Annotated in this window: 23 protein-coding genes; 12 read left to right on the top strand and 11 right to left on the bottom strand. The window is 64.1% G+C overall.

What is annotated here, in order from left to right:
- Positions 1-19 precede the first annotated feature (19 nt).
- On the bottom strand, positions 20-961 hold the full coding sequence (locus A3K89_RS06485) for an alpha/beta hydrolase (RefSeq protein WP_068423426.1): 942 nt from the start codon (positions 959-961) through the stop codon (positions 20-22).
- Positions 962-1,201: 240 nt separating this feature from the next.
- Between A3K89_RS06485 and A3K89_RS06480 the strand changes: the two genes are divergently transcribed.
- The gene (locus tag A3K89_RS06480; RefSeq protein WP_068423424.1) at positions 1,202-2,074 is read left to right on the top strand and encodes an LLM class F420-dependent oxidoreductase; all 873 of its coding nucleotides are present in this window, start codon (positions 1,202-1,204) and stop codon (positions 2,072-2,074) included.
- 73 nt (positions 2,075-2,147) lie between these two features.
- On the opposite strand, the gene A3K89_RS06475 is transcribed toward A3K89_RS06480, so the two are convergent.
- The 4 genes from A3K89_RS06475 to A3K89_RS06460 all read right to left on the bottom strand — a co-directional run bounded on the left by A3K89_RS06475 (position 2,148) and on the right by A3K89_RS06460 (position 5,686).
- A complete protein-coding gene (locus A3K89_RS06475) occupies positions 2,148-2,879 on the bottom strand; it encodes an SDR family NAD(P)-dependent oxidoreductase (RefSeq protein ID WP_068423422.1) in 732 nt (243 codons plus the stop codon).
- Complete coding sequence (locus A3K89_RS06470; protein ID WP_068423420.1) at positions 2,876-3,898, bottom strand: phosphotransferase family protein; 1,023 nt, start codon at positions 3,896-3,898, stop codon at positions 2,876-2,878. Before A3K89_RS06470 ends, A3K89_RS06475 begins: the two co-directional genes overlap by 4 nt.
- Complete coding sequence (locus A3K89_RS06465) at positions 3,895-5,094, bottom strand: acyl-CoA dehydrogenase family protein (protein WP_068423417.1); 1,200 nt, start codon at positions 5,092-5,094, stop codon at positions 3,895-3,897. Before A3K89_RS06465 ends, A3K89_RS06470 begins: the two co-directional genes overlap by 4 nt.
- Before the next feature lie 130 nt (positions 5,095-5,224).
- Positions 5,225-5,686, bottom strand: a complete 462-nt coding sequence (locus A3K89_RS06460; protein ID WP_068423482.1) for an NUDIX domain-containing protein — start codon at positions 5,684-5,686, stop codon at positions 5,225-5,227.
- A 93-nt stretch (positions 5,687-5,779) separates the two neighbouring features.
- Between A3K89_RS06460 and A3K89_RS06455 the strand changes: the two genes are divergently transcribed.
- A complete protein-coding gene (locus tag A3K89_RS06455) occupies positions 5,780-7,021 on the top strand; it encodes an ATP-grasp domain-containing protein (protein ID WP_068423415.1) in 1,242 nt (413 codons plus the stop codon).
- 41 nt (positions 7,022-7,062) lie between these two features.
- Positions 7,063-9,057 (top strand): hypothetical protein, encoded by a 1,995-nt coding sequence (locus A3K89_RS06450; RefSeq protein ID WP_068423413.1) that lies wholly within the window; start codon positions 7,063-7,065, stop codon positions 9,055-9,057.
- On the opposite strand, the gene A3K89_RS06445 is transcribed toward A3K89_RS06450, so the two are convergent.
- On the bottom strand, positions 9,047-10,420 hold the full coding sequence (locus A3K89_RS06445) for a serine hydrolase domain-containing protein (protein WP_068423411.1): 1,374 nt from the start codon (positions 10,418-10,420) through the stop codon (positions 9,047-9,049). The two genes, A3K89_RS06450 and A3K89_RS06445, sit on opposite strands and share 11 nt — an antisense overlap.
- A 161-nt stretch (positions 10,421-10,581) precedes the next feature.
- Between A3K89_RS06445 and A3K89_RS06440 the strand changes: the two genes are divergently transcribed.
- Complete coding sequence (locus A3K89_RS06440) at positions 10,582-11,487, top strand: universal stress protein (RefSeq protein WP_068423409.1); 906 nt, start codon at positions 10,582-10,584, stop codon at positions 11,485-11,487.
- On the opposite strand, the gene A3K89_RS06435 is transcribed toward A3K89_RS06440, so the two are convergent.
- The gene (locus tag A3K89_RS06435) at positions 11,484-12,488 is read right to left on the bottom strand and encodes an Acg family FMN-binding oxidoreductase (protein WP_254303456.1); all 1,005 of its coding nucleotides are present in this window, start codon (positions 12,486-12,488) and stop codon (positions 11,484-11,486) included. The two genes, A3K89_RS06440 and A3K89_RS06435, sit on opposite strands and share 4 nt — an antisense overlap.
- A 188-nt stretch (positions 12,489-12,676) precedes the next feature.
- On the opposite strand from A3K89_RS06435, the gene A3K89_RS06430 reads away from it, so the two are divergent.
- The 3 genes from A3K89_RS06430 to A3K89_RS06420 all read left to right on the top strand — a co-directional run bounded on the left by A3K89_RS06430 (position 12,677) and on the right by A3K89_RS06420 (position 15,722).
- Positions 12,677-13,306, top strand: coding sequence for a response regulator (locus A3K89_RS06430; protein WP_068423407.1), 630 nt, complete (start codon positions 12,677-12,679; stop codon positions 13,304-13,306).
- A 126-nt stretch (positions 13,307-13,432) separates the two neighbouring features.
- Positions 13,433-15,109 (top strand): GAF domain-containing sensor histidine kinase, encoded by a 1,677-nt coding sequence (locus A3K89_RS06425; RefSeq protein ID WP_302050728.1) that lies wholly within the window; start codon positions 13,433-13,435, stop codon positions 15,107-15,109.
- A gap of 121 nt (positions 15,110-15,230) precedes the next feature.
- Positions 15,231-15,722 carry an SPW repeat protein gene (locus A3K89_RS06420; protein WP_068423403.1) on the top strand — a complete coding sequence of 164 codons (492 nt, stop codon included), beginning with the start codon at positions 15,231-15,233 and terminating at the stop codon, positions 15,720-15,722.
- A gap of 36 nt (positions 15,723-15,758) precedes the next feature.
- Here the strand turns inward: A3K89_RS06420 and A3K89_RS06415 are convergent, their stop codons facing one another.
- Positions 15,759-16,751, bottom strand: a complete 993-nt coding sequence (locus A3K89_RS06415; RefSeq protein WP_068423478.1) for an isopenicillin N synthase family dioxygenase — start codon at positions 16,749-16,751, stop codon at positions 15,759-15,761.
- A gap of 120 nt (positions 16,752-16,871) precedes the next feature.
- Here A3K89_RS06415 and A3K89_RS06410 point away from each other — a divergent pair, with 120 nt between their 5' ends.
- The 4 genes from A3K89_RS06410 (at position 16,872) to A3K89_RS06395 (ending at position 21,398) form a co-directional block, all read left to right on the top strand.
- Positions 16,872-17,531 carry a response regulator transcription factor gene (locus A3K89_RS06410; protein ID WP_068423401.1) on the top strand — a complete coding sequence of 220 codons (660 nt, stop codon included), beginning with the start codon at positions 16,872-16,874 and terminating at the stop codon, positions 17,529-17,531.
- Position 17,532: 1 nt separating this feature from the next.
- On the top strand, positions 17,533-18,951 hold the full coding sequence (locus tag A3K89_RS06405; protein WP_068423400.1) for a sensor histidine kinase: 1,419 nt from the start codon (positions 17,533-17,535) through the stop codon (positions 18,949-18,951).
- Positions 18,952-19,078: 127 nt separating this feature from the next.
- Positions 19,079-20,449: an MFS transporter gene (locus A3K89_RS06400; RefSeq protein WP_068423398.1), complete on the top strand. Its 1,371-nt coding sequence runs from the start codon at positions 19,079-19,081 to the stop codon at positions 20,447-20,449.
- A 10-nt stretch (positions 20,450-20,459) separates the two neighbouring features.
- Positions 20,460-21,398: a TAXI family TRAP transporter solute-binding subunit gene (locus A3K89_RS06395; protein ID WP_068423396.1), complete on the top strand. Its 939-nt coding sequence runs from the start codon at positions 20,460-20,462 to the stop codon at positions 21,396-21,398.
- A 7-nt stretch (positions 21,399-21,405) separates the two neighbouring features.
- On the opposite strand, the gene A3K89_RS06390 is transcribed toward A3K89_RS06395, so the two are convergent.
- Positions 21,406-21,870, bottom strand: a complete 465-nt coding sequence (locus A3K89_RS06390) for an SRPBCC family protein (protein WP_068423394.1) — start codon at positions 21,868-21,870, stop codon at positions 21,406-21,408.
- Between the two features lie 115 nt (positions 21,871-21,985).
- Here A3K89_RS06390 and A3K89_RS06385 point away from each other — a divergent pair, with 115 nt between their 5' ends.
- The gene (locus tag A3K89_RS06385; RefSeq protein WP_068423393.1) at positions 21,986-22,171 is read left to right on the top strand and encodes a hypothetical protein; all 186 of its coding nucleotides are present in this window, start codon (positions 21,986-21,988) and stop codon (positions 22,169-22,171) included.
- Positions 22,172-22,595: 424 nt separating this feature from the next.
- Here A3K89_RS06385 and A3K89_RS06380 read toward each other — a convergent pair whose 3' ends face one another.
- Together A3K89_RS06380 and A3K89_RS06375 are read right to left on the bottom strand one after the other, a co-directional pair.
- Positions 22,596-23,114 carry a hypothetical protein gene (locus tag A3K89_RS06380; protein WP_068423392.1) on the bottom strand — a complete coding sequence of 173 codons (519 nt, stop codon included), beginning with the start codon at positions 23,112-23,114 and terminating at the stop codon, positions 22,596-22,598.
- 212 nt (positions 23,115-23,326) lie between these two features.
- A complete protein-coding gene (locus A3K89_RS06375; protein ID WP_068423391.1) occupies positions 23,327-24,532 on the bottom strand; it encodes a cupin domain-containing protein in 1,206 nt (401 codons plus the stop codon).
- Positions 24,533-24,802: the final 270 nt, after the last annotated feature.

Here is a 24,802-nt window from a genome sequence, read left to right as displayed (position 1 = left end):
CGTTACGACTACGGGCTCGTCACAACCCCAGTCCGGCGGACAGCGTCGGCCAACTCTTCGGCAGCTGATCGACCCAGTACGCCCACGAGTGTGTGCCGGTGTCCTCGAAGTCGAAGGTCGCCGGGATCGAAAGCTGCCCGAGCCGGCTCTGCAGGTTGCGCGTGCAGTGATTCGCGCCCACCTCGATAGCGCCCCCGACGAGCACGATGTCCCAGTCGGCGGCCGTCTCGAAACGCTCGTGGACACCGGGCGCTCCCGACCCGACGGACACGTAGATCGCTGTGCCGCGCAGATTCTCGGCCCGAGCGAGCACGTCGTGCTGAGCCCAAGCCGGGTCGAGTGGCCCACCGAACATGTTGTCGGCATTGCCTCCGAACGCGGACACGATCGCCCGCATGTGCCCCTGACCGACGATGTCGGCGGACTCGAAACACCCGCTGTAGGCAGCGACAGCGGAGTAGAGCTGGGGGTTTTGCGACGCCAGCATCATCGCCGACTGCGCGCCCATCGACAGACCGGCGATTGCGTTGCGTCCGTTGCCGTCGAACCGGGCGTCTATCACGGGAGGCAACTCCTGCGTCAGGAACGTCTCCCACCTGTTTCGTCCGAGTGTCGGGTCGTCACGCTGCCAGTCGGCGTAGAAACTGCCTGGGCCCGCGAGCGGTAGGACGACGGTGACATTCTTGTCGCGGAAGAACTCCGCGGCACCGCCTTTTCGAAGCCACATACTGTTCGACGGATCCTCCTCACCCACACCGCTCAGCATGTACAACGTGGGCCGAGGGCCTCGGTCGACGGCAGGCGTCAATACTTGGACGGCGATGTCCCGGCCCATGCTGGGCGAATACACCGACAGCGTCGACACCCTGCTCTCCTGCTGGGCCCCGGAGACACCCACCGACATGGCGGTCACCACGAGTACGGCACCGCACACGGCCACGACGCGTCGCCACCAGAGCATGAATCCCCCACCAGGAAGGGCGGTTCCGTCGACCGCGCTGACGGGAGTGTTACACAGGATGTGCACGCGGGCGCAGTCACGCTGCGACTCGCGCCGAGAAACCGACTCGTTCGTGGGATACGGCGTCGGGAACGGGCTTCTTCGACGGTTTCTCGCGCCCCGAGGATGCACGTCGTCGACGATTCAAGGTAGTACTGCCGATCCCTGAATACGCGGGCGCAGCGCCCTTACCGTGAAGGTATGGAACTTGGACTGCACATCGCCGATTTCACCTTTCCGGGTGGCCCGCCCGCACTTGCCGACGACCTGTCCCGCATCGCCACCACCGCCGAGGACGTGGGGTTCGCAAAGATCAGCGTCATGGACCATCTCTGGCAGATCGAGCCCGTGGGACCGATCGATACCGACATGCTGGAGGCGTACACCACCCTCGGATACCTCGCGGCCGTCACCACGAAGGTCGATCTGCTGGCCTGGGTCACCGCAACCGTCTACCGCGAGCCCGGCCTGCTCGCCAAAGCCGTCACGACTCTCGACGTCCTGTCGAAGGGTCGGGCCTACCTGGGCATAGGCGCGGCGTGGAACGAGGACGAGAGCGTCGGCCTCGGCCTCCACTTCCCGCCGACGGCCGAACGGTTCGAGCGACTCGAGGAGACGCTGCGGATCTGCCTGCAGATGTGGAGCGACGACGACGGCCCGTTCGAAGGCAAGCACTACACACTCGGCCGCACGATGAACGTGCCGCGGCCGCTGCGTCGTCCGCACCCACCGATCCTGATCGGTGGCGGCGGCGAGAAGAAGACACTTCGGCTCGTCGCGCAGTACGCCCAGGCGTGCAACCTGTTCGGCGGTCCCGAGGTCGCGCACAAGCTCGAGGTCCTGAAGGGGCACTGCGACGCCGTCGGCACCGACTACGACGCCATCGAGAAGACCGTCATGTTCCCCCTCGACCCGGGTGCCGACGGCGAGAAGGTCGACGAGCTGCTCGGCCAGCTGGAGGGACTCGCGAAGCTCGGCATCACCCATGTGCACGGGTGGGTGCCGCAGGTTTCGACCATCACGCCGCTCGAGATCCTCGGCAAGCGCGTCGTGCCTGCGATTGCGGAGTGGTAGAGGATTCTCCGGCAGCATCGGTGGTCCTCGGCAGCCGATGGACAGCTGCCACGGGCCATCGATGCCGGAAGTCCTAGGCCCCCAACCCAGCCCCTGCCCTCGTGACGACGATGCGCGGTACCACTGCGCGCGAGGACAGGTTCAGCACACTGGTGGCCAGTTCCACGATGTCGCCGACGCGAATCATGGACTCGGCCGGGATCTTGTCCTTGGTCCAGTCGCTCATGTCGGTGTCGACGTATCCGGGTGCGATGGCAGTTCCAGTGATGCCGTTGCCACTCTCCTCGGCGTTGAGGGTGTCGACGAGCGACAGCATGGCCGCCTTCGTCGCACCGTAGACCGCGAGCCCGGCTTCGGAGTAGACGCCCGCAAGCGACGCCAGCGCAACGACTTTCGCGCCTCGCTCCCGGTCCTCCTGCGCGACTTGCCGTAGAAGCGGCATCGACGTCTGCAGGATCTGGAAGGGGGCGCGGAAGTTGACGTCGAGTGTCTTGTCGAATCGGCGCATCGGGTAGTCGGCGATCGAACCTGCCGTTCCGACGCCCGCGTTCAACACGAGGGCGTTCATCGACCCGAAGCGCGACTTGTGCGCGTCCACGATCGTGTCGGCCGCATCGCGATCGGCGAGATCGACTGCGACGGTGGCGACATCGGGTGCGCCCGCAGCAACGAGGCTTTTCGCCGATGCTTCCAGAGTGCCCTCGTTGCGCGCAGAGATGGTCAGTCCGTACCCGAGTTCGGCGAGACGCGTCGCGATTCCGAGACCGATTCCGCGCGAACCACCCGTCACCAGTGCGGTTTTCATTGCTTACCCTCCATCGCTCGTAGGCCCGCGGCCATGAACTCGTGCGTCGCCTCGGCTGCACGCTCGGCACCCGATCCTGCATCCGACCCCGCCCGCGCGCGGTGCGAGATGCCCTCACCGATGACACCGAGCTTGAAGTTGGCGAGCGCGATGTAGAAGTTCCAGTCGGACAACGCGGCGTCGGCTTCGCGGCTGTACATCTCGGCGAGTGCATCTGCCGACGGGTACCTGTCGCTCGTCCACGCCGCGCCCGAGCCGAGCAACGCGTCGAAGAACGGCTGTCGATACACACACATCAGCGCGACGTCGGTGAGCGGATCACCCAGCGTCGACAGCTCCCAGTCGACAACGGCCGCAACCGAACCCGGATCGCCGGCCTCGAGGATGACGTTGTCGACCCGGTAATCACCGTGCACGATCGACGCGGCTCGACTTTCCGGGACTGCAGCCTGCAGTTTGTCCCGCAGCTTCTCGACGTCGGGAAGGTCCCTGGTCTTGACCTGCTCCCACTGGCGCGCCCAGGTCTTGACCTGTCGGGCCACGAAACCGTCGGGCTTGCCGAAGCTCCCGAGACCGACCGACGCGTAGTCGACGCGATGCAACGAGGCGAGGACACGGACGAGTTCGGATGTGTTGGATGCGATCTCGTCGTCGGACAGGCTTTCGAGGTCCTCCCGCGTTCGGATCACGCGGCCCGGGTCGAATTCGACGACGGTCGTCGGCGCACCGAGTGCCGTGCCTTCGGGGTCGAACGCGACGGTGACAGGAACCGGCACATCGGTCGTCTGCAGGCCACTCATGACGGACCACTCACGGGCCATGTCGTGCGCCGACGGTGTCAGACCACTCGTCGGCGGTCGACGAACGACCCACGCGGATTTCTCGTCGAACGCCTTGAACGTCAGGTTCGATCGGCCACCGCTGATCAACTCGACCTGCAGGTCACCGACGAGCTGAATTCCGTTGTCGATCAGGAACTTCGTCAGGGCCGGAACGTCCATTCCGGGAAGCTCGGTCATCGCGCAGCCTTCTTGGCGGCACCGACGACGCGCTTGGCGATGGCCCAACGATGAACCTCGGACGGGCCGTCGTACACGCGGAACGGACGCACTTCGCGCGACAGACGCGCGAGCGGAAGGTCGTCGGACACGCCGAGTCCACCGCACATCTGAATGCTGCGGTCGACGATGCGGAAGATCGCCTCTGCTGCGAACGTTTTCGCGATGGACGTCTCGTTGCCCGCATGCGAGCCCTGGTCGAGCGCGAAGCACGCCTGGACCAACAGTGCGCGCGTGGCGGCGATGTCGATCTCGTTGTCGGCCACCATCTTCTGGATCATGCCGAGGTCACCGAGCTTGGATCCGAACCCCTCGCGCTGCGCGACGTGCGCGACGGCGATGTCGTGCGCTCGACGCGACGCACCGAGCCACCGCATCACGTGCGTCATGCGCGCCGGGCCGAGACGCACCTGCGCGTAGGCGAACCCCTCGTCGACGGCGCCGAGAACGTTCTCGTCCGGCACGAAGACGTTGTCGAAGTACACCTCGCAATGGCCACCGATCATGGCCTTGTCGAGGGTGCCGATATGGCGGCCGACCTTGATGCCCTCGGTGTCCGCGGGCGCGAGGAACATCGTCGCACCGCCGCGATCACCGGGCTTGCCCGCGGTCCGGGCCATGATGATGAAGAAGCCGGCGCCGTCGGCACCGGTGATGAACCACTTGTGGCCGTCGATCTTCCAGCCGCCGTCGACCTTGACCGCAGCGGCCGTGAGCGCGGACGGGTCCGATCCCGCACCCGGGGCTGGCTCTGTCATGGCGAAGGCCGAGCGCATGTCACCCGCCGCGAGCGGTGCGAGGAACTGCTCCTTCTGTGCGGCCGAGGCGATGTGCGCGAGCATGTGGACGTTGCCCTCGTCCGGGGCGCCGATGTTCAGCGCGACGGGACCGAACAGCGAGTACCCGCCCTCCTCGAAGAGCGGTGCTCGATCGCTCATGTTCAGCCCGGCGCCGCCGTACTCGACGGGCGCGTGCGGGGCGAACACGCCGGCGTCCTTCGCTGCCTGCTGCATCTGGACGCGCAGCTCGTCGCCGCCTGCGTCGGCGATGTTTCCGAAGAACTTGTCCTCGATGGGCAGCACTTCGCCGCGCACGAAGGTTCGTGTCTTGTCGATCAATGTCTGGACTTCGGGCGAGTACGTCAGATCGATGGACACGAATGTGCTCCTCGGGCTCGTTACGCACCGAGCGATCGCTCGGTCGGACTGTGCGCTCAGGTTCGCACGGTCGAGCGCGCCTCGTCAAGGCGCTCCGCACCCGTGCGCGGATAGTTTGAGCCGGTTGCAACTATCCGCGCACGGGTGGGAAGTGCACGTCGAGCAGGACAGCCTGCGCGGCGAGCAGCTTGACCCGCGCGTCCGCGAGCGCGAACCACTCGATGCGGTCGATCTCGGGAAACGACTGCATCTTCCCGGACTTCGGTGGCCACTCCATCTCGAAGGTGTTGCTCACCGCGTCGGTGACGTCGATGTCCGCTTCGATCGCGAAGACCGTCACCACCTTTCCGCCCCGCTGCCGCACCTCGGGCAACGGCACGAACTCGCCGACGGGCACCGCGAGGCCGGTTTCCTCCACGAACTCCCGCTTCGCTGCGACCAGCGGTTCCTCGTCCGTGTACTCGCCTTTGACGACCGACCACGCCCCGTCGTCCTTGCGCGCCCAGAACGGCCCGCCGGGATGCGCTATCAGGACCTCGACGACGTCGCCACGCCGCCGGAACGGCAACAGTCCCGCGCTCGTTCTCGGCATCGACACAGCATAGGGCTCTCGGCACGACGAGCACCGCTATGTACGGTGGGTCGGACTGACCTGACTCGATTTCGCCGACGGAAAGGACCTCGTATGCCGCAGCCCACCCGCCTGGAGAAGAATCCGGAGAAGGGCTACGTCGCACTACTGGGCTGGAGTCTGGCTGCGGTCGAGGCGCTCGACGCCTTCGACCGGCGATACGTCGTCGTCGCCCCCGAATGGGCCGAGGAATACTGCACCGAGCACGACATCCCGTACATTCCGTGGAACTTCGAGCGGCTCAACGACCGCTCCCTGGAGATCGCCGAGACACTGCAGGACAAGGGAGTCGACGTCGCGATCCCGCTCTACGAGGAGACCGTCGAATGGGCGGGTGCGATCAACTCCGTGCTCCTCGGCAATCCCCGATTGTTCGGCCAGGCCATGTTGTTACGCGACAAGTCGCTGATGAAGCGCCGCGCTCAGCTGGGCGGCATTCGCGTCGGCATCTTCGAGGAAGCGCACGACCGCGAGGACGTCATTCGATTCCTCCGACGGGTCAACCAGACACTGCTCAAACTCGACGGCGATCCCAACGACCCCATCCACTTGAAGGCCTTCGACAAGGCGGGGTGCCTCGGACACCGCGTCGTCAGGACGCCCGACGACGTCGACGCGATCCCGGACGAGGAGTTTCCGGTGCTGATGGAATCCCACCTCGACGGGTGGGAGTTCGCGGTGGAAGCGTGGATCCACGACGGAAAGATCAAGTTCCTCAACATCTCCGAGTACGTGACGCTCGGTTACTCGGTGTTCGTGCCTGCGACACCGGAGCTCGAGCAGTACCGGCCGCAGATCACCGCTCAGATCGAGAAGCTCATCAAGACGTTCGACATCGAGTTCGGATTCATCCATCCCGAGTACTTCGTCACGAGCGACGGTGAGATGTACTTCGGTGAAGTTGCCTATCGGCCACCGGGTTTCAAGGTGTTCGAACTCCTCGAGCGGGCGTACGGATTCAACGCGTACCAGGGCCTCGCGCTGGCGTTCGACCCGAAGACCACCGAGGAGGAAATCGACGCCTTCTTCCCGAAGGAGGTCGTCGACGCGACGGGTCATGCCGGATGTTTCGGTGTCTATCCGCGTAGACGCGTCGTCAGCCAGCTGGAAATCCCCACGGAGACAGCCGAACACGACTACTACGAGACGAACGATCTGTCGGCACCGGTCGAGGAGACCGTCACCAAGCGGACGGCCTTCGGCACGCACTGGGGTCTGCTGTACTTCTTCGGCGACGACCCGTACCGGATGCGCGACCTACTGAAACATCAGGAAGAACTGGACTTCTACGTGTGAGGCAGGATTTCGGGAACGCCGAGCAAGGTCCATCGCAGACGATGGATCCCCCCGTCGACCAGGCATTGCTGTCACGCGTCGCTCAACTCGATCACGCCACCGAGGCGATGGCAGCCGCGCCGGACTTCTCCAAGGCAACGAAGGTGCGCCGGGTCCTCGACGCCCTGCATCGGGTCCTGACGCAGCCGGGTGGGTGCGCCGCGGTGCGCGAGCGTGCCGCCGGTCTCGAGGACGCCGGGCTGTTCCTCGGAACGGACTGGGCGCAGCCCGACATCCTGGTTCCCGCATACGTCGGACCGAGTCTGCGCAGTGGCGTCGTCGACACGGTGGTCCTGGAAGCGGCCAGCGAACTTCGCTTGGTCGCCATCGCCGCCGGCGACTACGAGCATCCTGCGATCACGGCCGAGGACGCGAAACGCTTTCTGTCGCAGATACTTGCGATGAATCTCGATGTGCTGTTCTCGCCGCCGTCCGAGGCAGAGCGAGTCCGGCTCGGACGCGTCGCACATCTGATTCGCGACCTGTTCGGGTACGTGGCAGACCAGATCGGCTACGAGAGTGTGCTGGGTGAGCTCACCGAGGAGATCTGGCGCATGTTGCGTCAGAGGCCTATTCAGGTCGATCACGTCAAGGCGATGGTCACTCGGATCGCGGTGTACCGCGAGGATCCCGACGTCGAACTGAACGCAGCGGGCCAGGGACTAGACCGATTGATCTCGGCTCTGTTCGGCCCGACCGAGGCGTGCCGCGAGGATCCGGGCGTCGACGTCTACCGCTCCCGTCTGGGCGCGATGGACACCGAAGGCCTCGAATTCGAGGCGCGCGGATTCGCACGAGCAATGCACGACACGGGTCTCGTGTCGCCATACCACGCGACGCTGACGCGCTTTCTGATCGAACACAATCCGTATCTTCTCGCCGAGGCCCTCGGCGTCTCGGAGACCGGTCGAACCTGCCTGCAGCGATATCAGGACCTGATCCACGCACTCGTCGGCGAGGCCGTCCACCCCGAGACTGCGCAATGCCTCTACGGAATCGCACTGATGCTCGACCGCGGCATCCTCCACGCGCCGCCGGTCGTCCCGTCGCTGTGGCGTCAGCTGGCATTGAAACTCGCGCCCGACGTTCGACAGCGTCTCGTCGACGTCTTCGGCCCGACGCCGGAGCCGGAGTCACGGCTGCTGGGCGGGTTGCTGTCGATGCTGGGCCAGCCGCTCGGCATCGGTCAGGGTGACAATCCGACGTGCCAGTCGGCACGCGCCCTGTCGATGTGGGCGTACAACGACCCCGACTACCTGCTGCAGATGGTCGTCTGGGCTGCACGCGACGACGAGATCGTCATGCATTTCGAGGGCCGACCGCTCTCGTCCAAGGACAGTGAAAGCGGAGTCGCGACGACGTCACCGGTCGACCTCGACCCCGTGTCCCAACTGTTGGTGCCTCACCTGGACCGGATCTATGCGGAGATGGGCCGACGGTGCGCGGACCGACCGGGCGACCCTCATCGTTGGATCAATCCCGAGTTCCACGGGTGGTGGTCGGCGCGCGGTTTCCACATCGACGTGGACGTGGCGACCGGCAATCTGATCGACGTCGAGGATTTCCTGCGCCGGTTCTACGCGTCGTACCACCTGGACTACAACGGCGGGCAGCGCCTGATCCACCCACAGCCGGCCGGTGTCGCAGTCACCGACACCGCGGGGCGCTACGTCGGCTGGCATGCCATCACGATCCTGCGCGTCGCACTCGATCCCGACGCCGTCATGCGTGTCTACTTCTTCAATCCCAACAACGACAGCGGCCAGGATTGGGGCGACGGCGTCGTGGTCGGAACGGCCGGGAACGGCGAGCGACCCGGCGAAGGCTCACTTCCGTTCGAACAGTTCGCCTCTCGGCTCTACATCTTCCACACCGATCCGCTCGAGAACGGCGAGCCCGACAGTGTTCCCGCAGCCGACATCGAGTCCGTCGTCGGCTACATCGAACGCAGCTGGGGCGTGGGCCGCATGCCGATCGGCGACGAGGTCACGGAGTAGGCGTCGGCGCTGCCGGGGTCGACGGTGACGTGCTCGGCGCTTCGGTGCTGGACGAGGGCGTCTGCTCGTCCGTGCGCTCGGGAACGCTCGCCGGGTTGCCGCCGGTGCCTGCTCCCGCACCGTAGAACGTCGGGATGATCGCTTTCAGCAACACGAGAGCCGACCCCTCCCCCGTCGGGACGGTGGCGAGGTTGGTTGCGATGACGATGGTCAGATCCGAGTTCGGGTCGTTGACGGCGACCGTCATGAAACCTGGAATCTGTCCGTCGTGGCCGAGCAGCGCAGGGCCGAATCTCGCGATGCCCAATCCGTATCCGGCGGTTTCCGGGGCTTGCGGCTCGATGGGCTGAATGCTGTCCAGCCTCGTCTTCTGCATGTCGTCGTTCAGCAGACCGCCGTCGACGAGAGCCTTGGTGTACGTGACCATGTCGCCGACCGTGGAGATCGCGCCGCCCGCCGTCCAGGTCCACGACGGGTTCATGTCCGTCTCGTCGTTCGGTTTCAGTGTTCCCTCCAGAGCTTCCGTTCGCTGTGGTTCGGGCAGCTCGAACGTGTCGATCGTGGACACGTTGGTGCCGAACGAATAGCCCTGCGGGTGCGGATCGGGTATCGACGAATCCGTGGCGACGGGAAGAGACGTGTGACTCATGCCGAGTGGTTCGAAGACCCTCTGCTGCAACGCTTCTGCAGCCGTCATGTCGGTCAGCTTCTCGATGACGAGACCGAGAAGGACGATATTGGTGTTGCTGTATTCGAACTCGGCACCCGGTTCGAAGTTCACCGGATGCGAGTACGCGATCGCGAGCAGCTCTTCCGGCGTCCACGCTTTCTGCGGATCGTTGTCGAGCGTCGCGTTGAACGCGGGATCGAAACTGTAGCTGTACAGTCCGCTACGCATCTCGGACAACTGCGCGATGGTGATGCGGTCACCGTTCGGGACGTTCTCCACGTACTTGGCAATGGGGTCGTCGAGTGCGAGTTTTCCCTCCTGCGCGAGTTGAAGAATGACCGTCGACGTCATGGTCTTGGTGTTGCTTCCGAACCGGAAGTACTCGTCGGCCGTCATCGGGCGATCTTCACCGATGACCTGTGTTCCGAAGGTGCCCGTCCAATTTCCTTGCGTCGGCGACTCGATGGTCACGACGGCGCCGGGGATGACGTTGTCGGTCATTGCCTTGTCGATAGTCGCCTGGACTTGTGCGACGTAGGACGGCTCGGCTTCCGCCGTCGAGGACTCGGTGGTCGAGGATTCGGACGTCGAATTGCCGCCGCTGTCACCGGATTCCGACGACGAGCTGCACCCCGTCGCGGCGACAAGGACGAGCGACACTGCCGACACGATCCATTTCGAACGACCCCGCATGGCTTCCCCTTACCGAATCTCACGCCGGTACCGAGCGGCTCGATCATAATGAAATTTCGGGCGGAAATGGTCGGTTCGGAAAAGCTCGATGGGCGGAACGTCCCGAACGGTGGGTCGGAAGTCCCTATCGCGCCGGGCGAGCGTGGCCTCAGGATGAATCCATGACACACGGGAGCGCCGCGGAAGAGAACGCGACTGTTGTCGGTGTCGACGATTCTCCGGCGAGTGTCGGTGCAGTGCGGTGGGCTGCAGCGGACTCGGCGTCGCGTGCAGGCACGCTGGTGTTGGTACACGCCGACCCGGGAATCGAAGGTTCGTTCTCCGATGCGATCAACTTGCGCGGCGGCCGTGTGGCGAGCGCACGATCCCGCGCACGTTCCACTCTGGAACGAAGTCGTATCGCCGCGGAGAGCGTTGCAGGCGAGTCGCTTTCGATCGAGAAAGTCCTCGCCGCAGGACGTCCTGCGGACGTTCTGACCGACTACGCGCGCGACGCGTGGATGGTCGTCGTCGGGTCGAAGGCGGCCGGCTCGAGGGGTGCCGGCAGCCTCGCCCGCGGCGTACTCGGTTCCGTGTGCGATCACGTTGCCGCACATGCACACTGCCCTGTCGTTCGCGTTCCGGAGGGGTATCGGCAGACGAAACCCGACTCGGCGAACCTCCCCGTGGTGGTGGGCCTGGACATCTCGGTGAACAACGACGCGATCCTGGCGGTCGCGTTCGATCAGGCGTCGCGCGGCGGCGTCGGCCTGAGGGTCGTCCATGCGCGTGCCGACACCGAATATCGCCTGGATCCCGGTCCGCCGGTGGAGTCGTGGCTCACCGAGGTCACGGCGCCGTGGTCGGAACGCTACCCGTCGGTCCCGGTATCGCCCGCCGTCGTCACGGACAAGGCGCCGCATGCCATCATCGAGGAATCGGGGCACGCGCAATCGATCGTCGTCGGCTCACCGAGCCGGGGCGCCATGGCCTCCGTCTTCACCGGATCCACGAGTCGCGCTGTGTTGCATCATTCTTCGGCGCCCACGATCGTCGTCCCTGTCGCCTCCCTGCACCACGCCCACTAACGGTGAGTCGTACGGGACACCCGCTGACGGGGCCCCTCGATCGACAGAACCGACGACACCTTCTGTCGCGGCGTACGAATTGCAGGTGTTCCCGCCGTAGGAGTGCCGATGCGAACGAGGACCTGCGGAATTCCGCCGTGCGGCGCGAGCGACGCAACGATCGCTCTACTGCTGGATTGTTCCGTCAGATGCGTGAGGGAGCACGTCGCGAATCCACGCACGGTCGCCTCGAGAAGCACCGCGGACAGAGCTCGTCCGCACCGCAGCCAATCGAGGGGTTCGTCGCCCCTGGTCGCCATCAACAAGACGGTCGACGCGTCCTCGGGCGGGACCTGGTCACCGCCGTCGCGAACCGGGAAGTCGCGGCCCATCCGCACGGCGGTCGCCGTCGCACGGTCCGAAAGCGCATGGGGCGGAACACCGTCCACATCGAACGAGTGACCGGACCACCACTTCAGTTCGGCCTGATACGTCGCGTCGTACTTCCTCGTGTTCGCGCTGGTCTTGGACGCCCCTTCGAGAACCTGCCTCGCACCGTCGGTCAACGCGCTCAGAATCGTCTGGTTGACGTCGGCTGCGCGACGCATCTCCGCGCCGACGACCAGATCCCGACGCACCGCGCCGAACGGTCGACGGTCCGTGTAGCGCCGGTTGATCGCCGTCAAGAGGTCGAACTCGTGCGAACGAGGTCGAGCGCCCGGCACGAAGCGAATCCGCGCGAGATGACGCGAACCACCGGGCGTCGGGAACGTCTCGATCTCCGTCGTCCACCTCGATGCTTCGGCGGCCTTCTGCAGATGATCCAGCGCCGCACCGCAACTGATCAGCATCTGCCGACCCATGGGATCGATCACGTCCAACAATCTGGTTCGGTCGGAGTAGAGATCGAGGCACCCGTTCGAGTACTTCCACGTCCATGGCTGACTGTTGTGTACCGAGGGTGCGCGGCACGCGAGTTCGACGAGCATCGCGACCACGGCCGCATCGGGTCCGACGTTCACTGGCGGCCTCCCTGAATCGACACGAACAGCCGAGTCGGCGCGACGAGGCGCCGCCGACTTCTCCACTGTCGACGCGGCCCGCACACCTCGACAGGGGCCATCGTCATCGATTTCGGGGACTTGTTCCAGCGTGCACCGCCGAGTACGTCAGTATGCTTTCCTCCACAGGTGAATCTTCAGGAGCAGCCGTGATCACTGTATTCCTCGTCGACGATCATGAGATCGTTCGTCGTGGCCTCATCGACCTCATCGATTCGGACCCGGAGCTGACCGTCACCGGTGAGGCCGGTTCGATGAGTAACGCCCTCGCCCGCATCCCTGCGTTACGCCCCGATGTCGCCGTACTCGACGTTCAATTGCCCGACGGCAACGGCGTCGAGCTGTGCCGCGAGCTGATGTCGACGATGCCGGATCTGAACTGTCTGATGTTGACGTCGTTCACCGAGGACCAGGCGATGCTCGACGCGATACTCGCCGGCGCCAAGGGATACATCGTCAAGGACATCAAAGGGATGGACCTGACGTCGGCGATCAAGGACGTCGGAATGGGCAAGTCGCTACTCGACAACAGAGCCGCCGCAGTCTTGATGGAAAAGCTGCGTTCGAACGACGAGCAGCAGGGGCCGCTGGCAGACCTGACCGACCGCGAACGGACTCTGCTGGGACTGCTCGGTGAAGGCTTGACCAATCGTCAAATTGCCGAGCGTATGTTCCTGGCGGAGAAAACTGTCAAGAATTATGTTTCACGACTCCTTGCCAAACTCGGAATGGAGAGAAGGACGCAGGCAGCAGTCTACGCGTCGAAAATGTACGACTGACCTTTCAGAATTGTTTCCGACCCCGTTCCGCCCGTCATTCTTCACGCGCATACTGAAGAAATGGCGGGTACAGGGGGTGCCGACAGGCGGGCGGTTGCACAAGATCTGCAAGACACGCTCTCGCAGATGCGTCTACATGAACTTCTGGGCGAACTCGGTGACCACATCGGCAAGATCACGCAGGCGCGCGAGCAGTTCGACGGTATGCTTCGGTCCATGCTGGCCATTTCCTCGAGCCTCGATCTCGATGCAACGTTGCGTGCGATCGTGAAGTCGGCAATCGAATTGGTCGACGCGAAATATGGCGCACTCGGAGTTCGCGGTGAGAATCACGATCTTCGTTCCTTCATCTTCGACGGCATCGACGAAAAAACGGCGGCCGAGATCGGAACTCTACCCACCGGCGGTGGCGTACTCGGGCTGCTGATCGACGATCCGAAGCCGCTTCGTCTGCGCGATCTGTCGGCACATTCGTCTTCCATCGGGTTCCCAGCTCACCATCCGCCCATGAGAACCTTCCTCGGCGTTCCCATTCGAACTCGGGACGAAATCTTCGGCAATTTGTATCTGACGGAGAAGCACGACGGACAGGAATTCACCGATGACGACGAGTCCGTGCTACTGGCACTGGCGTCCGCAGCCGGAACCGCAATCGAGAATGCGCGGCTGTACGAGGAAGCACGCACGCGGCAATCCTGGATCGAGGCGACGCGTGACATAGCCACCGAATTGCTCGAGGGCACCGACCCGGACATCGTACTGCAGTCCGTGGCGAACAAGGCGTGTGATCTGACATCGGGAGATGTGGCATTCATTGCCGTGCCGGCGAATTCGGATGCCGCCCCGGAAGACACGACAGAGCTGATCGTGCGTGTCGCGTCGGGGCGATCACCGACGTTCGACGAAGACGTGTTGGGTACCGTTATTCCCGTTCACGGCTCGTCGTCCGGGGCGTCCTTCAGTTCGGGACGGCCCGTTCGCACCGAGCAGCTCGAGTATGATGTGACCGCGGGCGTTCCGGAGAAGTACGGTCCCGCCCTCATATCTCCCCTTCGGGCACGTGATCGCGTGACAGGCGTTCTGGTGGTGTTACGCAGGCAGGACGCGGAGCCCTTCACCGATATGCAACTGGAGTTGATCACCGCATTCGGTGATCAAGCCGCGTTGACAGTCCAGGCCGCGGACTCGGCACGGCGCCTGCGAGAATTCGACGTCCTCTCGGACCGCGAACGAATTGCGAGAGAACTGCACGATCACGTCATCCAACGCATTTTCGCCGCCGGCCTTTCGTTGCAGAGCACGGCGCAGCGTGCATCCTCGCCGGAAATCAAGAGCCGCCTCGCCACCACGATCGACGATCTGCAGGACACGGTGCAGGACATCAGGTCTGCGATTTTCGATCTTCAATCGGTCGATCACGGCGCCGACGTACTTCGACGCCAGATCAACGAGGTAATCGACGAGATGGTCGACGACTCCGGCTTACGAACCACGGTACGGGTCAGCGGCCCGTTGTCGGTCGTGGGCGCGTCTCTCGCCGCCAATGCACTGGCTGTCCTCCGTGAGGCGATCAGCAACTGCGTCCGACACGCGAACGCCAAGACGATCGTCGTCACCATCACGGTCGGCGACGATTTGACTATCGACGTGACCGACGACGGGCGCGGCATTCCCGACAGCGTGTCCGCGAGCGGACTGAGGAATTTACGACGCCGCGCCGAGGAATGCGGCGGTGACATGACGATCGGTCCGGCGAGCGAGTCGGGCGGAACGACGTTGCGATGGTGGGCGCCCCTCCCCTGACCGGCGGGACCTTCGACCCTAGCCCGAATCTCGTTGTGGGAGTTGGCTTGAACGGTACGTGATACACGTGTGGGCCGACCCACGTCGATCGACCCTCCACCCCCTCGAGGAGATGAGATCCATGTCGACATCGGCGAATCTATCCATGCACAACCATCCCGATATCGCGGCGCTGCGCGATCACTACGACGAAGCATTCGGACGGCCGACAGGACAGGTGACCGACGGCCTGTTGATGCTGTCCGGGTTGTACGCGGCGGCCTCGCCCTGGATCGTCGGTTTCGGCGGGTTCGACAATGCGGGCGCGTTGATACCGTCCATAGCCGGCGCCAACAACCTCACGCTGTCGAACCTGATGTGCGGACTGACGGTTGCCGTCCTGGCCTTGGCTTTCGGCGCTGCTTACGGACGCACACACGGGATGTCGTTCGTCGTGCCGATACTCGGGATCTGGCTCATCGTCTCGCCCTGGGTCATCTCGGACGTATCGACGACACCCGGAATGATCTGGTCCAACGTCGTCGCCGGTGCCCTCGTCCTCGTGCTCGGTGCGATCACGACGGCGATGGGGATGACCCGATTGTTCGAGTCACGGCGTCGTCACGAACCGTGAGGTGAGTCGCTTCCCGTCGGCCACGGTGGCGCGCGTTCAGTACGACGACGGTGCACCTGCGGGTTCTATCCCGTGGTGCAGCTTCGCGACATCGGGGTGCGCCCTGGTTCGCGATTTCCACGCGTTCTCGCCGTACGTGTCGTAGATCGGATTGTCCGGGTCGGCCTCGACGCCGCGCGAGTGCGCTGCCAGGTCCGACGGGAGCTCGATGATCTCGATCTTCGCGTCGAGCGCCGGGTTCAGGAAGTACGGGATCGACAGACGGTCCGTACCCGGACGGGGCGCGCGAACGCGGTGCTGCGTAGCGCGGAGGTAGCCGTTGGTCGCTACCTCGAGCAGTTCGCCGATGTTGACGATGAACGCGCCGTCGACCGGCGGCACGTCGACCCATTCGCCCGGTGCGAGCTCGACCTGCAGACCCTCGGATCGAGGCTCGACGAGCAGCAGCGTCAGCACGCCCGAGTCCTTGTGTGCGCCGACGCCCTGGGACGTGTCCGAAGTACCCTCGTAGCGAACGACTTTCAGCAATGTCGCCGGTAGATCGGCGAAAGCGTCGTCGAAATGCCCTTCCTCGGCACCGAGTGACACCGCCCAGTGACGCAGGAGCCTGAGCCCGACGTCGGACAGCGTGTCGTTCCACGCCTCGAACGCCGCCTGGAATCGCGGAAGCGCCGACGGCCACAGGTTCGGGCCCTGCAGATTCCAGTAGCCCTTCGCGTCGACGACGACGTCTCGTTCGGGTCCGATGTCGATCTGTTCACGCCAGTCGACGCGGCCGTTGGTCAACTCACCGCCCAACCTCGAGTACCCCCTGAACTGAGGGCTTTTCAACTGACTAATCTCGTCTTTCGCTTCCTGCGGCAGTGCGAAGAACTCACGTGCCAGTCCGAGCACCTCCTGAATGCGGTCGGTGCCTACGCCATGGCCGATGAGATAGAAGAATCCCGACTCGTGCGCTGCCTCACGGAGCGAGACACGAAACGCATCGGGGTCGGTTTCGGCGGTCGACAGATCGAGAACAGGGAGCATGTCGTCACTGTCCTCTCGGTGACGTTTCACGGCAACTGGTCGCCGTCCATTGACGTCGCAGTCGAGATGCCCGTTCACGTCTGCATCGGTGCGGGTTCGGCGTGAGCTAGTTTGAAACCGATGCGAATCGCGGTGGTGGAAGACGACGACGGCGTAGGTGACGCGCTGGTCGATGCCCTGCGAGAAGTCGGCCACACACCGACCCGGATGCGGCGCGGCGCGGACCTGCTCCTCGGATACCGCACCGTCGATCTCGTACTGCTCGACCTCGGTCTCCCGGACATGGACGGGCTGGAGACCTTGCGCAAGCTCCGCACGCTGAGCGCTGTGCCCGTCGTCGTGTTGACCGCGCGGGACGACGAGCGTTCGGTGGTCCGCGCGCTGCGGGGCGGGGCCGACGACTACGTCGTCAAGCCTGCTCGACTGGGCGAGCTCCATGCTCGCCTGGAAGTCGCAGCACGCAAGCATGCAGCGTCGACGGAACCCGATGCCGACGCGCTGGTTCTCGGTGACATCGTCGTCGATCTCGCGGGACGTGGCGTCGAAGTCGGCGGCCGGCCGGTGTCGCTGACGAACAAGGAATTCGAACTACTGGCGCACCTCGTCACGCGGCGCGGTGAAGCCGTCAGCCGGGAACAACTGATGGACTCCATCTGGGGCGACGCGTACGTGGCCATCTCACGCACGCTCGACGTCCACATGACGGCGTTGCGTTCGAAGCTCGGACGCCCTGGCGCGATCGTGACGATCCGCGGGTTCGGCTACCGCTGGGACACCTGACGTGCGCCTGCGTGTTCTTGCGGTACTCGTGATCTTCTCGACGGTCGTCGTCCTCGGGCTTGCCGCGCCTCTCGCAGTGCTGGTCGGGCAGGAACGCGCACAGAGGTTCGGCGAGAGCCGCGACGCGGCGGCGACCTTTTTCGCCAATCTCAGTTCACGCGAGGGTGATTCAGGGCTTCCACGACTGCGAGAAGCAGTTGCGCGTTACCACGATCTCTACGACGAAGGAGCGGCCGTCGTCGACCGCACCGGGGCAGTTCGTGCGTCGTCCGGACTCGACGTGAGCAGCCCCGAGATACAGGAGGCCATCACCGGGGCACTGCGCAATCAACGAGGAGACGTCCCGTCGAGTCTGACACCGTGGTCTCGATCCTCGGTGTTGATCGCGGCCCCGGTCGGGGTGGGTGCACAGGTCGACGGCGCCGTCGTCATCGATGCGTCCACCGACGCCGCACGCAAGGACGTCGCCCGCGCCTGGCTGGTCATCGCGCTGGGAGCAGTGCTGGTACTCGTCGCCGTCACCGCCATCGCTGCGGCGTTGTCGCGCTGGGTGATTCGGCCGTTGACCCAGTTGTCCACTCGGGTCCATTCGTTCGGCGACAAGTTCGTCGAACAGTTTCCACCGCAGCTCGACCTACCTCGTGACCGCACCGAATCTCGTGCCGGGAACTACCTCGGACCGCCGGAGGTCCGCGAACTGACCGAGGCCTTCGACGCCATGGCCGACGACGTCGAGGCAGCAACCGCGGCCCAGCGTCGACTCGTCGCCGACACAGCGCACGCACTTCGAAACCCGTTGGCAGCGGTGCGAATGCGGCTCGACCTGTTGGGCATGAAGATCCCGGAATCCGCGGCCGACGTCCATCGCAAGACGACGCTCGAAGTCGACCGTCTCGATTCCATCGTCGCGGACCTTCTCGCACTCGCCGCCGCCGAGGCGCCCGTTCGTCGCGACGATCCGCCCGTGGAGTGCGATGTCGCAGCAGTGATCGACGATCGCGTCGAATTCTGGTCGAGCACAATGACTTCTGCGGGCATGGACATACACGTCGTCGTCGACGAGGCACGCCAGGCCGCGCTCCGCGAGGACGACCTGGTCCGTATCCTCGACGCGCTGCTGAACAACGCGGCGAAGTACGCCGGCGCCGGCGCGCGCGTCGAGATCGGGTGCCGTTCCACCACCTCTCGCACCTCGATCTGGGTGGCCGATACCGGACCGGGAGTGCCGGAGACAGAACTGCCCATGCTGTTTCGCCGCTTCTACCGGTCGTCCGACGCGCATGGCTCGGGAACAGGTCTCGGGCTTGCCATCGTGCATGCACTCGTCGAGCGGGCAGGCGGAACGTCGACGGTCAGCGCGAACGAGCCGTCGGGACTGCGAATCGATCTCGAGATTCCGGTCGGCGACGTACTTTCCTAAGGGACTGTTAGGAAAGCCGGAATGATTTCCTTCGAGGCTGTGGCTTCGTTCACAGTGGTGACACCTGAGTTAGCGGCCTCGTCCGGAAACTCACCCTCTCACCCGCATCACGTGGAAGGAACGCCTCATGGCCAACCAGGCCACCCCGACCGCAGGTTCACCGTCGAACCCGCCGGTCTCGTCCCCAGCCGCCACCCGGCGGGCAGTGTTCAACACACTGCGCGGGTCGTCGGGCAACCTCGTCGAGTGGTACGACGTCTACGTCTACACCGTCTTCGCGAGCTACTTCGAAAGCCAGTTCTTCGACTCGGAGGACAAGAACTCGACCGTGTACGTGTACGCGATCTTCGCGGTCACGTTCCTGATGCGACCCGTCGGATCGTGGTTCTTCGGACGCTACGCCGACCGCAACGGTCGACGCGCCGCCCTTACGTTCAGCGTCTCTCTGATGGCGGCATGCTCGCTGGTCATCGCCCTGACGCCGGGACGTGAGAGCATCGGCGTGTGGGCCGCGGTGATCCTCGTCCTGTGCAGACTCGTCCAGGGCTTCGCCACCGGCGGCGAATACGGTGCGTCGGCGACGTACATGTCCGAGGCGGCGACGCGTGAGCGCCGCGGATTCTTCTCGTCGTTCCAGTACGTCACCCTGATCGGTGGGCACGTCCTCGCCCAGGTGACGCTGCTGCTGATGCAGGTCTTCCTCGATCGCGACCAGATCGAGGAGTTCGGTTGGCGAATCGCGTTCCTCATCGGTGGTGTCGCAGCGGTCGTGGTGTTCTGGCTGCGTCGCAGCATGGACGAGTCGCTCACGAAGGATCAGCTCGACGCCGTCAAGGCCGGGCAGGACACGTCGTCCGGCTCGATGAAGGAACTGCTCGTCCGGTACTGGCGTCCGCTGCTGGTCTGCTTCGGCGTGACGATCGGTGGCACCATCGCGTTCTACACCTACAGCGTCAACGCGCCTGCCATGGTCAAGACCGCGTACGAGGACCGGGGCATGACCGGCACGTGGATCAATCTGTTCGGTCTCGTCTTCCTGATGCTGCTGCAACCCATCGGCGGACTCATCAGCGACAAGGTGGGACGCAAGCCGCTGCTCGTGTTCTTCGGAATCGGTGGCGTCGTCTACACCTACGTGCTGATCACCTACCTGCCGACCGCCACGTCGGTCGTCGAATCGCTCGCACTCGTCTGCGTCGGCTACGTCATCCTGACCGGTTACACGTCGATCAACGCGATCGTGAAAGCCGAGCTGTTCCCGTCGCACATTCGCGCCCTGGGCGTCGGACTCGGATACGCCCTCGCGAACTCCGCGTTCGGTGGCACGGCTCCGTTGATCTACCAGGCCGCCAAGAACAGCGGGCACGTTCCGTGGTTCATCGTCTACGTGACGGTCGTCATCGCCGTGTCGCTTCTCGTGTACATCTTCGTGCTGCGCAACAAGTCCGAGACCGTGCTGGACCGAGAGCAAGGTCGGGCGTACGCGAGCCAGTCCTAGAGTAGAGACCATGTCCCGACCCGCAGATCTGTTCGATCGCCGAACGGCTCTGCGGGCGGCGGGGCTTCTTGCGGCGACTGCAGCCGCCGCAGCATGCTCATCGGGGTCATCTCCCGAGTTACGTCTTGCCGCCGGAGAAGTCGGCGGGTTCTTCTGGGAATTCTCCGGCCTTCTCGCCGACGCTGCCGCCGAAGCGAACGCGGCACGAATCGTTCCGATCACCACGGCGGGTTCCGTCGACAATCTCGACGCACTTCGGTCCGGAAGTGCCGATCTGGCAATGACTCTCGCCGATACCGCCTACGAGAGCATCGGCGACGACCTCACAGCCATCGGCTGCGTCTACGAGAACTACTTCCAGATCGCCGTGCGTCACGACTCACCCGTCTACGCGGCGAGCGATCTCCGCGGCAGAACAGTCAGTGGCGGGGCCGTCGGATCCGGCGCCGCGCTGGTGACGGAGAGAGTGCTCGACGCGGCCGGCCTGTCCGCGCCGGGCACCGTCGAGGTGATTCAGCTGTCGATGCAGGATGCCGCACGAGCCTTGTCCGCCAACGAGATCGACGCGGTCATGTGGGCGGGTGGACTACCCACCCCTGCGTTCGCGGATCCGCCCATCGACATTCGACTGCTCGACCTGAGCACTGTTGTCGCCGATCTGAGGCGCAGGTTCGGTACCGCGTACGAGGCTGTTCCCGTGCCCGTCGACGTCTACGGACGGCACGCGGCCGTGACGACGGTCGGGATACCGAACCTGCTGCTAGCACGTTCCAGCGTTCCCGACCGGACGGCCGCGCGCCTGGTGGATCTGTTGCTCGATCGATCGTCGGCTCTGGTTCCTCGGCAGGCGATCGGGAGCCAGTTTCTCGACGCCCAGTCGTTGATCATGACGGGCGCTGTCCCCCTGCACCCCGGCGCTGAAGCGGAGTACAGAGGGCGGCACGGGTAGGCGCGTATCAGGACGTGGCTTCGGCTGCGAGTCGCCCGAGGGTGTCCGTCAGCTGCTCCTTCGTGACGAGGGGGAACTTCACCTGCTCGAGCAGCTTCTTGTCGGTCACGTTCGACCAGTCGTAGGTGTGGCGCACCAATGTCTCGTTCGGTCCCTGAGACTCCAACTCCCACAACCATTCCCAACCGGGAGGCTCGGTTCCGGCAGGAGCGGTCTTCCACGCCAGCAGCTTGTCCTTCGCGTAACCGGTGACGTGGTTGTCGGTCTGGTATTCGCCGCCCATGTGGTCACCCTGCATGTTCATCGTGAACTTCTCGCCGACGGCCTTGATCCGATCGGCGTGATCGACGCTGCGGACGAAGCCGGAGCCGTCGAGCGCCGGGTGACGCTCCGGATTGGACAGGACGTCGAAAACCGCGTCGACGGGCGCTTCGATGACGCGTTCGACAGTGACTTTGGTGTTGTCGCTCATGACTGGACTGTGCCCGGTTCGGGATTCCGGCAAACGCGCGTGGCCGCTGTGAGACATAAGTACCGCGCCTTCGGGTATCCGCTTCGGACGTACGTGGACTCGAAGGAGGAACACCGTGACGGACAAGATCGAACGAGCACAAGAGGCCATCGACGAAGCCAAGCGCTACACCGACGAGGGGCTGCCCGAGTCGAGCGTGTCCAAGAGCGACCCGGACACACGGGACGACGACGAGTCCGGTCCCGCGGAGGCTGTCTCGAACGTCGCCGACGAGTTCCAGAACAACGATCGGGACGAATAGAACGAAGAGGCCCCCGAGCCGCTGATGGCAGCTCGGGGGCTTCTGTTGTGCGCCCGAAGGGATTCGAACCCCTAACCTCTTGGTAGTAGCTCGAAGGATTTCGCGGATCAACCTGGATCCACATAGACCGTTTGAGCTGGCGATTCCTGGGATCGAGTGTCCACCGGCGGCTGGGTAGGTCCACCCGCGTTGGCTCCAAAGTGTTGAGTAAGTGTTGAGCCGATTCCGGGGTCGAGCGACTTCCGTGGTCTGACGTAGTCCATGCAAGTTCGGGCGGCGAGCAGTCCGTTCCGATTTGACTACATCGCGTCTTGACAGACCGAGGAAACTTGGTCGGATCCGTTCGAGAGTCGAGTGTTCACGGGCAGCTGTACGCCGCGGATATTCTGCGCCGCGGCGATCCGCGTCACGCAGTCCATTCAACTCACCGATAACCGGCGAGGATCGAGATCGTCGAACCGGTGGTGGCGCCGTACACCAGGTGTGCACTCAAGTCTTTGCACAGTGTTCTCGCGTCGTACTGCCAGATTGGCTTGTACAACCGAAGTGTGCCGAGCACCGCGTAGGACTGCAGCCACACCATCGTGCCGAAGAGCGCCCCGGCGACAATAGGACTGTTCAGACGGTTAGGACCTCGGACACTGTAAAGCATGCCCCAGCCGATGCCGGTTGCCCAGTGCATCGCGTTGCTGGCTGTCCGTGCATGCGTCGGTGCCAGGTCTCGATGGAAGATTCGCTTCGCGATGATTTGGCCAACCGCTGCCGGCGCCGGAGCATCCGTCCAGCTGTCCAGCCCAGCGGACGTCTCCCACGCCAGAAACGACGCTTTGCCATCAGAGCGTGTGTAGCGCTCGAACCACAGCAGGTCCATGGCGATTGTGCCCAAGGCGCCGGCGATAGCGCCCCGAACGACATGCGCGACGACTTTCCCATTATCTTCCATACCATCGATTCTCTCCAGAACCTCGGTGATATCGCTTCGGTCGAATGACTCGAATTCGGAACGAACGACGGCGCAACTCGAACAGGTCAGACCGCTCCGCCTTCGTGAGCGATGCACGTTGGTACGTTGCGGCGACACCTCGTCGGCATGACTGAGTGGCGGGACGCCGGGTGGGCCCCGACAACGAACCCGGAGTCCCGCCTAATGGCCTGTCACCGTAGCGGTGTGATTCCTTGCGCGCCGCGCGGGAATGTCGCCAATGTTGCTTCGTCGATGTTCAAGTGTGCAGCCACCAAGGAAGGCGGAATATGGCTCAGCCAGTTGGCGAGCGAGACCTCTTCGTACTTGTCCGTCCTGAACACTTCGATGAACTGCAGCACGTCGTCACCGGTGTTCTCGACGTAGTGACCGTAGTTCTTACGAACTACGCCGACGTCGCCCGGACGGAAGTCGGTGGTGTTGGCATGTGGCCCGGTGTTGAACACTGTCATCCGGGCCGATCCGCGGAGATAGTACTGCCACTCGTCGCCGTTAGGGTGCCAGTGCAGCTCGCGCATCGATCCTGGTTGCACGGTCACCAGCGCCGCGGCGACCGTACTCGACATCGGGAAGTTCGTGCTGTCGGCGACCTGGATGCTCCCGCCGCTGTTCTCGATCAGAGGCTTGGACCGGGAGAGCCGGAAGATCACTGGCTCGGTTCCCCATTCGACGCCGGCAGCGGCCTGATCGTCGGTTAGGGGCCCTGGTTCGTCACCGGGGAAGATCCAAAGGTTATGCAGGGGAATGTCTTTGAATACTTCCTGAGCGACGCCGAAGTTCTTCGCGAGCACCTCTGGCGGTGTGTGGGCGAACCATTCGGTCAGCAGCAGGGTGTTGCTTTCGGACTGGTCACCGTTGTCGAAAGCGAGAACGAATTCTGCCCCGTCCGGTCCGAGTCCTTGCAGTGAATGGGGTGTCCCGGCCGGGAAAAACCACAGATCGCCTTCTTCGACGTCCTCGACGCTGGGGAGGCCATTACGGCCGATCGTGGTCACACGGCACTTTCCGCGGGTCATTACTGCCCATTCGGCGGTCTGATGCCAGTGGAGCTCTCGTATACCTCCCGGTTCGAGGTACATGTTCACACCGGCGATCTCGTCGGAGATCGCAAAATCCTGCTTGGTGAGTTCGCGCGCCCATCCCCCCGCTTGAATACGCCGCGAGGAGATGTTGAACGAAGACCAGAAGAACGGTTGCGTACTGACATCTGTTGCTGGAGGGTAAATCTGATTCGGGAACTGGCTGTCCATGACCGGGTTTCGCGGGCCGGTCATCTGCGTGCTCATGGGGTGGCCGACTGTGTTGATGACCCCTTCCGGCGGCAGGTCCGGGTTACCCAGTGAGGGTTCTTCATGATGTGGTGCGTCCGTCGATGCCATGGCTGCTCTCTCCTTCGAATGCCTTCGAACAGGTCCGTTCGGGTACGTCCTGTCGCCCTACTAGACCGGTCAGCGGGCGGGTGCGTCCTGATGCAAATGACTCGCTGAAATACCCGGTGGTTGGTCGAGATCCGGCAGGCGATATTGGCGAACCCGCACCGCGGACGTTGGGTGTCCCCACACCACCTGGCAGGGAGGATGCCCACCGCACAGTTGCCCGATCTGCACGAAGAAGGACTCATTCACCCCCGTCACCGCATCTGTGACGCG

This window comes from Rhodococcoides kyotonense, assembly GCF_001645385.1.
GTDB classification, from domain to species: Bacteria; Actinomycetota; Actinomycetes; order Mycobacteriales; family Mycobacteriaceae; genus Rhodococcoides; species Rhodococcoides kyotonensis_B.
The sequence above is the reverse complement of the archived record's forward strand: the minus strand, read 5'-3'. Positions and strand labels throughout refer to the sequence as shown.